12 protein-coding genes are annotated in these 12,467 nt (G+C 67.8%); 3 read left to right on the top strand and 9 right to left on the bottom strand.

Annotation, left to right across the window (positions count from 1 at the left end; translation table 11 throughout):
- Positions 1-139: 139 nt before the first annotated feature.
- Together CJ301_RS14755 and CJ301_RS14750 are read left to right on the top strand one after the other, a co-directional pair.
- Complete coding sequence (locus CJ301_RS14755; RefSeq protein WP_099278148.1) at positions 140-646, top strand: peptidylprolyl isomerase; 507 nt, start codon at positions 140-142, stop codon at positions 644-646.
- Positions 639-1,184: a peptidylprolyl isomerase gene (locus tag CJ301_RS14750; RefSeq protein WP_099278147.1), complete on the top strand. Its 546-nt coding sequence runs from the start codon at positions 639-641 to the stop codon at positions 1,182-1,184. Before CJ301_RS14755 ends, CJ301_RS14750 begins: the two co-directional genes overlap by 8 nt.
- A gap of 46 nt (positions 1,185-1,230) precedes the next feature.
- Here the strand turns inward: CJ301_RS14750 and CJ301_RS14745 are convergent, their stop codons facing one another.
- The 6 genes from CJ301_RS14745 to CJ301_RS14720 form a co-directional block, all read right to left on the bottom strand.
- A complete protein-coding gene (locus CJ301_RS14745; protein ID WP_162620552.1) occupies positions 1,231-2,409 on the bottom strand; it encodes a sensor histidine kinase in 1,179 nt (392 codons plus the stop codon).
- A 50-nt stretch (positions 2,410-2,459) separates the two neighbouring features.
- Positions 2,460-3,863 carry a protein adenylyltransferase SelO gene (locus CJ301_RS14740; protein ID WP_099278145.1) on the bottom strand — a complete coding sequence of 468 codons (1,404 nt, stop codon included), beginning with the start codon at positions 3,861-3,863 and terminating at the stop codon, positions 2,460-2,462.
- Positions 3,864-3,942: 79 nt separating this feature from the next.
- On the bottom strand, positions 3,943-4,875 hold the full coding sequence (locus CJ301_RS14735) for a nucleoside hydrolase (RefSeq protein WP_099278144.1): 933 nt from the start codon (positions 4,873-4,875) through the stop codon (positions 3,943-3,945).
- Between the two features lie 86 nt (positions 4,876-4,961).
- Complete coding sequence (gene ilvN / locus CJ301_RS14730; protein WP_099278143.1) at positions 4,962-5,528, bottom strand: acetolactate synthase small subunit; 567 nt, start codon at positions 5,526-5,528, stop codon at positions 4,962-4,964.
- Between the two features lie 85 nt (positions 5,529-5,613).
- Complete coding sequence (locus tag CJ301_RS14725; RefSeq protein ID WP_099278142.1) at positions 5,614-7,386, bottom strand: acetolactate synthase 3 large subunit; 1,773 nt, start codon at positions 7,384-7,386, stop codon at positions 5,614-5,616.
- Positions 7,387-7,674: 288 nt separating this feature from the next.
- Entirely contained in the window at positions 7,675-8,622 is a 948-nt protein-coding gene (locus CJ301_RS14720; protein ID WP_099278141.1) for a YihY/virulence factor BrkB family protein, read from the bottom strand.
- A 158-nt stretch (positions 8,623-8,780) separates the two neighbouring features.
- Between CJ301_RS14720 and CJ301_RS14715 the strand changes: the two genes are divergently transcribed.
- Positions 8,781-10,430, top strand: a complete 1,650-nt coding sequence (locus CJ301_RS14715; protein WP_099278140.1) for an alpha-amylase family protein — start codon at positions 8,781-8,783, stop codon at positions 10,428-10,430.
- Here the strand turns inward: CJ301_RS14715 and CJ301_RS14710 are convergent.
- The 3 genes from CJ301_RS14710 to CJ301_RS14700 form a co-directional block, all read right to left on the bottom strand.
- Positions 10,427-11,263 carry an arginyltransferase gene (locus CJ301_RS14710; RefSeq protein ID WP_099278139.1) on the bottom strand — a complete coding sequence of 279 codons (837 nt, stop codon included), beginning with the start codon at positions 11,261-11,263 and terminating at the stop codon, positions 10,427-10,429. The genes CJ301_RS14715 and CJ301_RS14710 overlap by 4 nt on opposite strands.
- Before the next feature lie 130 nt (positions 11,264-11,393).
- On the bottom strand, positions 11,394-11,855 hold the full coding sequence (locus tag CJ301_RS14705; RefSeq protein ID WP_099278138.1) for an RDD family protein: 462 nt from the start codon (positions 11,853-11,855) through the stop codon (positions 11,394-11,396).
- Between the two features lie 82 nt (positions 11,856-11,937).
- Entirely contained in the window at positions 11,938-12,396 is a 459-nt protein-coding gene (locus CJ301_RS14700) for a DUF2852 domain-containing protein (protein WP_099278137.1), read from the bottom strand.
- Between the last annotated feature and the right edge of the window lie 71 nt (positions 12,397-12,467).

Genomic DNA, 12,467 nt, shown 5'->3' with positions numbered 1-12,467 from the left:
AGCCGTCCTTTCCGTTTCGTGTTGGCAGATAGGTAGCGCCCGGGGCCGTGGCCCTCAAGCCATTGGCGCATGTCGCGGGGCCATTGGCTTACGCGCGGGCTGGCCTTATGTCGGGGGCAATGCAGAAGGAGGACCGGCAATGGCCGAGATCAAGGACCCCGAGAACACCATCATCATCGAGCTCAAGGACGGGCCGGTGACGATCGAGCTTCTCCCCGACGTCGCACCCAAGCATGTCGAGCGGATGAAGGAGCTGGCCCGCGCCGGCGCCTATGACAACGTCGCCTTCCACCGGGTGATCGACGGCTTCATGGCGCAGACCGGCGATGTCGAGCACGCCAACATGGAAAAGGACTACAACCCGCGCCGCGCCGGCACCGGCGGCTCGGACAAGCCCGACCTTCCGGCCGAATTCTCGAACGTGCCGCATGACCGCGGCACGCTGGGCGCGGCGCGCTCGGCCAATCCGAACTCGGCCAACAGCCAGTTCTTCATCAATTTCGGCGACAATCACTTCCTCAACAAGCAATACACGGTCTATGGCCGCGTGATCGAGGGGATGGAGCATGTCGACGCCATCACCAAGGGCGAGCCGCCCGCCAACCCCGACCGGATGATCAGCGTCAAGGTGGCCGCCGATGCGTAAGCTTGCTTTCCTGATGGCGCTGGCCGCCACGCCCGCCGCCGCCACCGGCATCGAGATCGACGTGGTGGGCGAGGCCGAGGGCACGATCGCGATCGACCTGTTCGAGGATGTGGCGCCCGCCCATGTCGAGCAGATCACCGCGCTGGCCGCCGAAGGCGCCTATGACGGCGTGGTGTTCCACCGCGTGATCGACGGCTTCATGGCGCAGACCGGCGACGTGGAGTTCGGCCGCGAGGGCGGCGACATGTCGATGGCCGGCATGGGCGGCTCCGAGCGCGACGATCTGGCGCAGGAATTCTCGGACCTGCCCTTCGAGCGCGGCACCGTCGGCATGGCCCGCAGCCAGGACCCGAACTCGGCCAACAGCCAGTTCTTCATCATGTTCGCACCGGGCGATTTCCTCAACGGCCAGTACACGGTCGTGGGCGAGGTGACCGAAGGGCTCGACGTGCTCGACGCGATCAAGCGCGGGCAGGGGCCGAACGGCGCCGTCGGCGAGGCGCCCGACGTCATGCGCGAAGTGCGCGTCACCGAGTGACGCAGATCGGCGCGGCCCCCGGCGGGCCGCGCCGCCACCGCCCCCCTCAGCCGTGGGGCACGAGGCGCGGCGCGGGAAAGCGCACCTCGATCAGCGTGCCGCCGGCGCCGCTGCTGCGGCTGATCTCGCCATTGATCCGCGCCACCGAGGCGTCGATGATCTGCCGCCCCAGCCCGCCGCCGCCGGCCGGATCGGCCATCAGAAGCGCGCTCCCCGTGCTTTCGCTGGCCGTATCCTCGGTGCCCAGGCCCGCATGGCCCATGCCATCATCGATGATCGCAAGGCGGCCGAGCTGGCCTTTCGCCTCGAGCGTCACCTCGATCCGGCCGGCGCGGCCATCGGGGAAGGCGTGCTTGGCGGCATTGGTCACCGCCTCGTTGACCAGAAGCGCCAGCGAGGTCGCGATCTCCGAGCGCACCAGCATCGGCACGAGGCTGTGCTCGATCGTCACATGCGGCGGCAGGGTCGGTTCGAGATGGCGGATGATGTCGGGCAAAAACTGGTGCAGCGCGATCTCGTTGCGGGCCGAGACCTTGTGCAGCTCGGCATGCAGCAGGGCGATGGCCGAAAGCCGGTCGATCGTCTCGCCAAGCGCCTCGCGCGTCTCGGTGCTGCGCGCCTGCGCCCGCTGGATCCGCACCAGCGCGGTCACCATCTGCAGCGAATTCTTGACCCGGTGATCGACTTCGCTGGCGAGGGTCTCCTGCGTCGCGAGCGCGCGGCGCAGCTCCATCCGGCGGGTCACCTGCTTGGCGAGGATGACCAGCAGGCGCTTGGTCTCATCGGGCAGGCGGCGCGGCCTGCGGTCGAGGATGCACAAGGCACCGATCGGCGTGGTGCCGCCCAGCTTGAGGATCGCGCCGCCATAGTAGCGGATCGCGTCCGCGCCGGTGACGAGCGGGTTATCGCGGGTGCGCGGATCGGTGGCGGTGTCCTCGATTTCGAGGAAATCGGGGCCGGACAGGCCATGCGAGCAGATCGACTCGTCCATCGAATAGTCGCGCTGCTGGGTGCCGAAGGCCGATTTGGCCCATTGGCGATCGGTGCTGACCAGCGTGACCAGCGAGATCGGCGCATCGCAGATCTCGGCGGCGTAGGAGGTGATCTCGTCGAAATCGGCCTCGTCCTCGCTGTCCATGATGCCGAGCGACCGGATGGCGTCCGCGCGCTGTTCGCTCGTGTGATCGAAGTGGTCTCTCACCGGCTCGCCTTCTGTCGGTCTCATTGCATGTCTCTGACGGCCCATCGCGGCTAGGATCGAAGCTTCGGACGCTTTTACGTGCCGCAATAGGTCTTGTCGACTTTCTCGTCGCTTTCGGGCGGCGCCGCATAGGGGGCGAGATGCGCGGGATCGGGGTCGAAGGGCCGGGTCACGACGCCGAGCATTTCGTGGAACGGCGCGAGATCGCCCGCCACGGCGGCGGCGATCACCGCCTCGATCCGGTGCAGGCGCGGCACCACGACCGGGTTCGCCGCGCGGGCGATGTCCGGCTTCGGGCCCCGCGCGCGCCAATCGGCGATCCAGCCCGCATCGGCCCCCGTCCGCTCGGGCGCGTCTTCGGCCAGGGCGCGAAAGCCATTGGTGAAATCGGTGCCGTCGCGGGTCATCGCGGTGAGCAGCCCCTCGATCAGCGCGCGATCCTCGGGCGCGGGATCGGCCAGCCCCAGCTTGGCGCCGAAGCGCGCGAGCCAGGCTTCCTGGTAGAGATCGGCAAAGCGGTTGATGATCGCGGTGAAGTCATCGACCGCCCTTTGCTGGTCGGGCATCAAGGGGACCAGCGCGGTGGCGAATTGCGCGATGTTCCACAAGGCCACCTGCGGCTGATTGCCATAGGCGTAGCGGCCATGCGCGTCGATCGAGGAGAAGACGCGGGCCGGGTGGTAGTCGTCCATGAAGGCGCAGGGGCCGTAATCTATCGTCTCGCCGGCGATGGAGACGTTGTCGGTGTTCATCACCCCGTGGATGAAGCCGAGGCTCATCCACTGCGCGATGAGGTCGGCCTGCCGCGCCACCATCTGCGCCAGCATCTCGGGCACCGACGCGGCCTCGGGGTAATGCCGCGCCATGGTGTAATCGGCCAGCGCGCGCAGGCCTTCGTGATCCTCGCGCGCGGCGAGCACCTGGAATGTGCCGACGCGGATATGGCTTTGGGCGACGCGGGTCAGGATCGCGCCGGGCAGGGCGGTCTCGCGGATCACCTCTTCGCCGGTGGTGACGGCGGCGAGCGCGCGGGTGGTCGGCACGCCCATGGCGTGCATCGCCTCGCTCATGATGTATTCGCGGATCACCGGGCCGAGCCAGGCGCGCCCGTCGCCCATGCGGGAATAGGGCGTGCGCCCCGAGCCCTTGAGCGCGATGTCGCGGCGCAGCCCGTCCTTGCCCACCACCTCGCCCAGAAGGATCTGCCGCCCGTCGCCGAGCTGCGGATTCCAGCTGCCGAACTGGTGTCCGGCATAGAGCTGCGCGATCGGCTCGGCGCCCTCGGGCAGGGCGTTGCCCGCGAACATGCCGAGCGCCGCGTCCGAGCGCAGCGCCTCGGCGTCGAGGCCGAGTTCGCGGGCGAGGCCCTCGTTGAACGCGATCCAGCCGGGCCGGGCGACCGGCACCGGCGCCTGCCGAGTGAACAGACGGTCGGGCAGGCGGGCATAGCTGTTGTCGAAGGGAAGGGACAAGGTCATTGCGTGCAACCTATGCCGCGCGGCGCGCAAGCCAAGCGGCGCGGCGACGAATTTCGCCTTCCCTCGCGTGCGGGGCCGCTCAGAGTTGGCCGATCCGCTCGCTCAGCAGCGAAAAGAAGCCGTCGCGGTCCACCTCGCCGATGAAGAGCGCGTTGGGCGCGCGGTCGGTGACGCCCCACCAGTCGGCCACGGTCATGCCCAGCGTCAGCTCGGATTGCGTCTCGATCTCGACATTGATCTCGCGGCCCGAGAAGAGATCGGGGCGCAGGAGCCATGCGATGACGCAAGGATCGTGCAGCGGCGCGCCCTCGGAGCCGTATTTCTCGGTGTCGAAGCGCTCGAAGAAATCGGTCCAGCTGGCCACCACCTCGCCGATCCGGCCCATGGAGCGCATCTCGGCGATCCAGGCCTTGGAGGTCAGCGCCTTGTGGGTCGCGTCGAGCGGCAGCACGGTGATCGGGCGGCCGCAGGCAAAGACCGCTTTCGCGGCCTCGGGGTCGACATAGATGTTGAACTCGGCCGCGGGGGTGATGTTGCCGCCCTCGAAGAAGCCGCCGCCCATCAGCACGATGCGCTGCACCTTTTCGACGATGTCGGGCGCGCGCTCGAAGGCTGTCGCGATGTTGGTCAGCGGGCCGAGCGGGCAGAGGGTGACGGTACCGGCGGGCTCGCGGCGCAAGGTTTCGATGATGAAATCGACGCCGTGGCTCTCCTGCAAGGGCAGGGTCGGGTCGGGCAGGGCGATGCCGTCGAGCCCGGTCTTGCCATGGACATGCTCGGCGGTGACGAGCGGGCGCGCAAGCGGCGCGTCGCAGCCGGCGAAGACGGGCGTGTCGCGGCCCGCCAGCTCGACGATCTGGCGCGCGTTGCGCTGGGTGAGGTCGAGCGGCACGTTGCCCGCCACGGCGGTGAGGCCCAGCACCTCCAGCTCGGGCGAGGCCAGCGCCAAGAGGATGGCGACGGCGTCGTCCTGTCCGGGGTCGGTGTCGATGATGATCTTCTGCGCGCTCATGGCCTGCTCTCCTCTTCAGAAGCCACAGGAAGGCAGGAAGGCCGCGCGGGCGCAAGCCCCGCGCGGCGTCAGTGCGGCAGGAGCGGTCAGACCCGCGAATCCGGCCCGCGCGACAGCGCCGCCACGCCGGTGCGCGCCAGCTCGATCAGCCCGAGGGGGCGCATCAGATCGGCGAAGGCGTCGATCTTCTCCGGCGTGCCGGTGATCTCGAAGACGAAGCTTTCGAGCGTCGAATCGACCACGTTGGCGCGGAAGATGTCGGCCAGCCGCAGCGCCTCGACCCGGTGCTCGCCCTCGCCGCGCACCTTGAACAGCGCCAGCTCGCGCTCGACCGTGGCGCCCTCGACGGTGAGGTCATGCACCTCGTGGACCGGCACGATGCGGCCGAGCTGCGCCTTGATCTGCTCGATCACCTGCGGCGTGCCCGAGGTGACGAGGGTGATGCGCGACATGTGCCCGGTGTGGTCGATCTCGGCCACGGTGAGGCTTTCGATGTTGTAGCCGCGCCCCGAAAAGAGGCCGATGACGCGGGCCAGCACGCCGGGTTCGTTCTCGACGATGACGGCGAGGGTGTGGCGCTCCTCCACGTCGGAATAGACGGAGCGGAGGTTGTAGGCGGAGTGGCTGGTCGAGCCGGCCTTGATGTTCAGCATGGGGTCGTCCTTTCCTCGGGCCTGCCCTGGCGGCGGGGCCCGAGACATTTCGAAATGTCTTGCAGATCTCTTCGAAGAGATCTGTTCACACCAGCACCGCGCCGCCGGCCTCGATGGCATGGGCGGTCGAAACCTCGCCCATCAGCATCTCGTTATGGGCCTTTCCGCTCGGGATCATCGGAAAGCAGTTCTCGTGCTTCTCGACGAGGCAATCGAAGATGACGGGTCCGTCATGGTCGAGCATCTCCATGATCGCGTCGTCGAGATCGGCCGGGTCCTTACAGATGATCCCCTTGGCGCCGAAGGCCTCCGCGAGCTTGACGAAATCGGGCAGCGCCTCGGACCAGCTCTGTGAATAACGCTCGCCATGCAGGAGCTCCTGCCACTGGCGCACCATGCCGAGACGCTCGTTGTTGAGGATGAACTGCTTCACGGGCAGGCGGTACTGCACCGCCGTCCCCATCTCCTGCATGTTCATCAGCCACGACGCCTCGCCCGCGACATTGATCACGAGGCTGTCGGGATGCGCCATCTGCACGCCGACCGACGCCGGAAAGCCGTAGCCCATGGTGCCGAGGCCGCCCGAGGTCATCCAGCGGTTGGGCGCTTCGAAGCCCAAGTATTGCGCCGCCCACATCTGGTGCTGGCCCACCTCGGTGGTGATGTAGCGGTCGCGGTCCTTGGTCAGCGCCTCGAGCCTTTGCAGCGCGTATTGCGGCTTGATCACCTTGTCGGAGTTGCGGAAGGCGAGGCAATCCTTGGCGCGCCATTCGTTGATCTGCGCCTGCCACTGCGCCAGCCCCTCGCGGTCGGTCTTGCGGCCGCGCGCCGACCAGGCCCCGAGCAGCTCCTTGAGCACCTCTGCCACGTCGCCGATGATCGGGATGTCGGTGCGGATCACCTTGTTGAGCGAGGAAGGGTCGATGTCGATATGCGCGCGGGTCGAGTTGGGCGAGAAGGCGTCGATCCGGCCGGTGATCCGGTCGTCGAAGCGCGCGCCGATGCAGATCATCAGGTCGCAGCCATGCATCGCCATGTTGGCTTCATAGAGCCCGTGCATGCCGAGCATGCCGAGCCATTGCTCGCCGCTCGCGGGATAGGCGCCGAGGCCCATCAGGGTCGAGGTGATCGGAAAGCCCGTGGCCTCGACCAGATCGCGCAGCAGCTTGCTGGCCTCGGGGCCGGAATTGATGACGCCGCCGCCGGTGTAGAAGATCGGGCGCCTGGCCGTCTCCATCGCGCGGGCCAGCGCCTCGATCGCCGCCGCGTCGCCCTTCACGGGGGGGGCGTAGCGGGTCGAGCGGGTTTCCTTGCCGCCATAGCTGCCGGTGGCGAACTGCACGTCTTTCGGGATGTCGACGAGCACCGGGCCGGGGCGGCCTTGGGTCGCGACGTGAAAGGCCTCGTGCAGGGTGGAGCCGAGCCTGTCGGTCTCCTTGACCAGCCAGTTATGCTTGGTGCAGGGGCGGGTGATGCCGACGGTGTCGGCCTCCTGAAACGCGTCGGAGCCGATCATGAAGGTCGGCACCTGGCCCGACAGCACGACGATCGGGATCGAATCCAGCAGCGCATCGGTCAGGCCGGTGACGGCGTTGGTCGCGCCGGGGCCGGAGGTGACGATGGCGACGCCGGGCTTGCCGGTCGAGCGGGCATAGCCCTCGGCGGCGTGGATCGCGCCCTGTTCGTGGCGCACCAGCACGTGGCGGATGTCGTTTTGCTGGAACAGCTCGTCATAGATCGGCAGCACCGCGCCGCCGGGATAGCCGAACACCGTGTCGACGCCCTGATCCCTCAGTGCCTGGACGACCATCTTCGCACCGGTCATCTGCCCGCCCGTTTGCTCCGTCTGCCCTGTCATCGTGCCCGTGTCCTGTCTGTCTGCCGCGCCTTGCGTACAAAAAAGCCCCCGGTGATCCGGGGGCGCATGGTCGACCGTCATGGTCCCTGCCGTCACCGGCCCACGCGCCCATCCTCACCGATTACCACAAGGAGATCCATCTTCCCCGGTCCTTTCGTTCCGCCCGCGCAGATATGCACGGGCGGGCGGGAGCGTCAACCGCAAACGGCGGAGAAAATGTCGCGCGGTCGCGATATAGGGTAACAAAGTTATCAGGATCGGCCCCGCGCGGGGCCGATCCGCGAAGGATCACTGCGCGACGGGCTTGCCGGCTTCGGATTTGGCATCGTCCATCAGCGGGTCGTCCTTGGCGTCTTCGGGCTGCGGGTCGTGCTTGGCCTGCCGCTCCATCTCGCTGTCGAACTCCGCGCCCATCAGCACGATGAAGGCCGAGAGCCACAGCCACATCAGAAGCACGATCACCCCGCCCAGCGCGCCGAAGGTCTCGTTGTAGCCGCCGAAGTTGCGCACATAGAAGGCGAAAGCCACCGAGCCCACAAGCCACAACAGGCAGGCCAGCCCCGCACCCGGCGTGATCCAGCGCCATTTCTTGTCGCCCCGGTCGGGGCCGTAGCGGTAGAGGATGGCAAGGCCCAGCGCCACGAAGACCAGAAGGATGGGCCAGCGCACGATGTTGATGATCAGCTCGGTCGTCTGGCCCAGGGGCAGGATGCCGAGCACGACCGGCAGCAGCGCCGCAACGGCGATGATGAGCAAGAAGCCCAGGATCATGCCCAGCGTCAGCAGGAGCTTCTGGACGTTGAAGGCGATGAGGCCGCGCGTCTCCTCGGCCTCGAAGGCGACGTTGAGCCCCTCCATCAGCGACTGCACGCCCTTGGAGGCCGAGTAGATCGCCACGAGGATGCCGAAGACCGCGGCGAGGCCGAGCCCGCCCTGTTCGGAGCCCGCGACCTCCTGCGCCTGACCGAGCACGATCTCGGCAGCCTGCTGCGGCAGGAAGGCCGAAAGCGACTGCAGCTGGTTCACCACGGTCGAGGGGTCGAAGAACAGCCCGGCGATGGCCATGGCCGCGACGATGCCGGGAAAGATGGCAAGCAGGCCGTAGAAGGCGCATCCGGCGGCGATCAGGCTGACATGGTCGTCGCCGATCTCGGAATAGACCCGCTTGAGGGTGGCGAACCAGCCCGGCTTGTTGATGTCGCCCGGATGGGCGTCTGGGGTCTTCGCATGCGCCATGGCGAGCCTCCGCTTTTGTCTTTCGACACATCAACGTGAAAACACCGGGGCCGTTCCCGCGGGAACCTGCCGATCCGCATATTGCGGCCCGCGCGCCACGGCGCCGGCTCGTCCGCGCGGCTTTGCGGCCTAGCTGAGCGGGGCAAAGGAGACCGCCCATGCTCGATTTGTGGTACAAGAACGCCGTGATCTACTGTCTCGATGTCGAGACCTTCATGGACGCCTCGGGCGACGGGGTGGGCGATTTCAAGGGGCTGACCCACCGGCTCGACCATATCGAGGGGCTGGGGGCGACGGCAGTCTGGCTCAACCCGTTCTACCCCACGCCCAACCGCGACAACGGCTATGACATCACCGATTTCTACGGCATCGACCCGCGCCTGGGCAATGCGGGCGATTTCGTCTCCTTCGCCCGCGCCGCCGCCGATCGCGGGCTCAAGGTGATCGTCGATCTCGTGGTCAATCACTGCTCGACCGATCACCCGTGGTTCCAGAGCGCCCGCTCGGACCCCGAAAGCCCCTGGCGCGACTGGTTCGTCTGGTCGAAGGAAAAGCCCGAGGACATCACCAAGGGCGTCATATTCCCCGGCGTGCAGGAGGCGGTCTGGACATGGGACGAGATGGCGGGCGCGTGGTACATGCACCGCTTCTACGCCCATCAGGCCGATTTCAACATCGCCAACCCCGAGGTGCGCGAGGAGATCCTCAAGATCATGGGCTACTGGCTCGAACTCGGCGTCTGGGGCTTTCGGATCGACGCGGTGCCCTTCCTGATCGAGTACAAGGGGCTCGACGAGGAGCCCGACCGCGATCCGCTGCTGCTTTTGTCGGAAATGCGCGATTTCCTGTCATGGCGGCGGGCGGGGGCGATCATGCTGGCCGAGGCCAATATCGAGCGCGAGAAGGCGCCCGATTACTTCGGCGGGCGCGATTTCGGCGCGGATGAGCGGATGCATCTCATTCTCGACTTTCCGCTGAACCAGAAGATCTTTCTCGCGCTGGCGCGGGAGCAGGCCGCGCCGATCGTCGAGGCGCTGGGCTCGCGCCCCCGGGATGCGACCCACCAGGCGCAATGGGCGACTTTCCTGCGCAACCACGACGAGCTGTCGCTCGACAAGCTGCCCGAGAACGAGCGCGAGGAGGTCTTCGCGGCCTTTGGCCCGAAGGAGGACATGCAGCTTTACGAGCGGGGCCTGCGCCGCCGCCTCGCGCCGATGCTGGGCGATACCGACCGGGTGGCGCTGGCGCAGTCGCTTCTCTTCGCGCTGCCGGGGACGCCGGTGATGTGGTATGGCGACGAGATCGGGCAGGGCGAGGACCTGTCATTGCCCGAGCGTTCGGCGGTGCGCACGCCGATGCAATGGGCCGACGAGCATCGCGGCGGGTTCTCGCGCGCCGATTGCGAGCCGGTGCGTCCGCCGGTGGAAGAGGGGCCTTTCGGCTTTCGCGAAACCTCGGTCGCCGCACAAAGGGGCCGCCCGAACAGCCTGCTCACCCGCGTGCAGCAGCTGGTGCGCTGCCGAAGGGCCTGCCCCGAGATCGGCTGGGGCGATTGCGAGGTGATCGAGGGGCTGCCGCCCTCGGTGCTGGGGCTGGTCTCCTCATGGCGGGGCGCGCGGGTGCTGACGCTGCACAATCTTTCGGCCGAACCGGTCGCCTGCGCGCCCGAGATCGCCGGGGCCAATCATCTCGTGGCGCTCTTGGGCGGGCCGGACGAGGCCACCCATGCGCCGCTCGCGCCGGGCGAGGAGATCGCGCTGCCGAAATATGGCTATCGCTGGTTCAGGATCGACGGCGAGCGGGCCTAGCTGGTGACGGCGCGGGTGTCGGGCAGGGTGATGCGCGCCACCTGCTCGGAGATCGGCGCGACCGAGAGCGGGTGCGTCTCGGCCGAGTAATCGTCGCGGTCGCCCATCGGCTGCCAGCGCCCGCCGCGATAGAGCTCGATCGCGGAAAAGCGCGCCTTGTAATCCATCTTCGGGCTGCCGGGCACCCAGTAGCCCAAGTAGACGTAAGGCAGCCCCATCTCCTGCGCGATGCGCACATGGTCGAGGATGACATGGGTGCCGAGCGAGCGGCGCTCCTCGGCCGGGTCGAAGAAGGAATAGACCATCGACAGCCCGTCATCGAGGATGTCGGTCAGGCAGACCGCGCGCAGCCCGTGGCGCGCGTCGTTGATGCCGGAGGGATCGGTGTATTCGACCAGCCGCGAGCGCACCGGCGTCTCCTCGACCATGGCGGCGAATTCGAACATGTCCATGTCGGCCATGCCGCCGGTGGCGTGGCGGCTGTCGAGATAATCGCGAAACAGCGCGTATTGCTCCTCGGTGGCCCAGGGCGACGTGGCGCGGCGCGCGAGGTCGCGGTTGCGCTTCAGGACCCGGTTCTGGCTGCGCGAGGGGGCGAAGCGGGCCACGTCGATCCGGGCCGAGAGGCAGGCGGTGCATTCGGCGCAGGAGGGGCGGTAGAGCACGTTCTGGCTGCGGCGGAAGCCCTGCTTGGAGAGCGCGTCGTTGAGCCTTTCGGCCTGGTCGCCCTGCAGGGCGGTGAACAGCTTCCGCTCCATCCTGTCCGCCAGATAGGGACAGGGCTGCGGGGCCGTCACGTAGAACTGCGGCGCGAGGGGCAGGGTATGGCGCATAAAAAGGGCTCGGGCTCCTTGTCCCGAGCAAAGCTAGCGCCGGACCGGGCAGCTGCCAAGTCCCCCGGGGGCAGATCGCCCGCCCGCCGGGGGTCGTGGTTGCCCGAGGCCCGGCCCGAAGCCCGCCGGCTCAGCGGCGGCGGCGCAGCGCCGTGGTGGCGAGGATGCTGTCGCCGAGACCCTGGCCATGCGGGGTCAGCAGCATCATCGCCATGGAGACGAGCTGCAGCGGAAAGATCATCATCGACACGGCATAGGCGCCGGTATGCGCGAGGGCCTGGCCGGTATCGAGCGGGCGATCCTCGCCGTCGCGCAGCTCGATCGCCATGAGCCGCATCCCCCATGTGGCCGAGCCGGAGGCGATGGTGGCGACGCGGTAGAAGAAGCCCACCACCATCATCATCATCGGAAAGAAGAACAGCCCCACGAAGGCGGTCAGCGGCACCAGAAGCGCGCAGATCACCGCGATCACGGTGACGTCGACGAGCCAGGCGATCCCGCGCTTGAGCGCGACGCCCTCGTAGCAGTCGGGGCTGGTCTCGGGGTCGGGCAGGCCGCGCAGCCGGGCGGCGAAGGTCGGTGTCACGGTCATGTCGCGATCCTCTCATGCAAGGCGGGGTCGGGGCAAGCGGCGCGGCCCCCCGGTGAAAGGGGGCCGCGTTCGGCATCACGGATCAGGCGGCGTCCTTGCCGTTGTCATCCTCGGTCTCGGCGCTCTTGGCGTCGCGGGCCTTGGCGGCGCGGTCGTCCATGAACTGGTCGAACTCGGCCTTGTCCTTGGCTTCGCGCAGCCGCTCGAGGAAGCTCTCGAAGGCGCGCTGCTCCTCTTCAAGCCGGCGCAGCGTCTCGCTCTTGTAGGCGTCGAAGGCGCTGTTGCCCGAGGAACGCATCGTCGTGAAGGGCGAGACGCGGGCGGACCGGTTGCGGCAGGATTTGGTGAACATGCGCTTGCTCCAGATCATGTAGGCGAGAAGGGCGAGGCCGATCGGCCAGAAGGCGATGAAGCCCAGCACCATGGCGGCGATCCAGGCGGGTTTGCCGCGGGCGTCGAGCCAGGCTTCGCTGCGGGTGAGCCAGTCCTTGAACCCGGACCGGCCGGCGCGGGGGGACAGGGGCATGTCGGTCGTGGTCATCGAGGCACTCCTTCGCAGGCGGGGCCCGTCTTTCGGGCCGGTGGGATGTGAATGCGTTTCACATTACAGCA

Origin of the sequence: Limimaricola cinnabarinus (assembly GCF_002723615.1) — a bacterium.
GTDB lineage: Bacteria > Pseudomonadota > Alphaproteobacteria > Rhodobacterales > Rhodobacteraceae > Limimaricola > Limimaricola cinnabarinus_B.
The sequence above is the reverse complement of the archived record's forward strand: the minus strand, read 5'-3'. Positions and strand labels throughout refer to the sequence as shown.

Excerpts from the sequence above, each read along its gene's own strand:
- CJ301_RS14755 (WP_099278148.1), top strand. The coding sequence starts at position 140 with ATGGCCGAGATCAAGGACCCCGAGAACACCATCATCATCGAGCTCAAG.
- CJ301_RS14750 (WP_099278147.1), top strand. The coding sequence starts at position 639 with ATGCGTAAGCTTGCTTTCCTGATGGCGCTGGCCGCCACGCCCGCCGCC.
- CJ301_RS14745 (WP_162620552.1), bottom strand. The coding sequence starts at position 2,409 with ATGAGACCGACAGAAGGCGAGCCGGTGAGAGACCACTTCGATCACACG.
- CJ301_RS14740 (WP_099278145.1), bottom strand. The coding sequence starts at position 3,863 with ATGACCTTGTCCCTTCCCTTCGACAACAGCTATGCCCGCCTGCCCGAC.
- CJ301_RS14735 (WP_099278144.1), bottom strand. The coding sequence starts at position 4,875 with ATGAGCGCGCAGAAGATCATCATCGACACCGACCCCGGACAGGACGAC.
- ilvN (WP_099278143.1), bottom strand. The coding sequence starts at position 5,528 with ATGCTGAACATCAAGGCCGGCTCGACCAGCCACTCCGCCTACAACCTC.
- CJ301_RS14725 (WP_099278142.1), bottom strand. The coding sequence starts at position 7,386 with ATGACAGGGCAGACGGAGCAAACGGGCGGGCAGATGACCGGTGCGAAG.
- CJ301_RS14720 (WP_099278141.1), bottom strand. The coding sequence starts at position 8,622 with ATGGCGCATGCGAAGACCCCAGACGCCCATCCGGGCGACATCAACAAG.
- CJ301_RS14715 (WP_099278140.1), top strand. The coding sequence starts at position 8,781 with ATGCTCGATTTGTGGTACAAGAACGCCGTGATCTACTGTCTCGATGTC.
- CJ301_RS14710 (WP_099278139.1), bottom strand. The coding sequence starts at position 11,263 with ATGCGCCATACCCTGCCCCTCGCGCCGCAGTTCTACGTGACGGCCCCG.
- CJ301_RS14705 (WP_099278138.1), bottom strand. The coding sequence starts at position 11,855 with ATGACCGTGACACCGACCTTCGCCGCCCGGCTGCGCGGCCTGCCCGAC.
- CJ301_RS14700 (WP_099278137.1), bottom strand. The coding sequence starts at position 12,396 with ATGACCACGACCGACATGCCCCTGTCCCCCCGCGCCGGCCGGTCCGGG.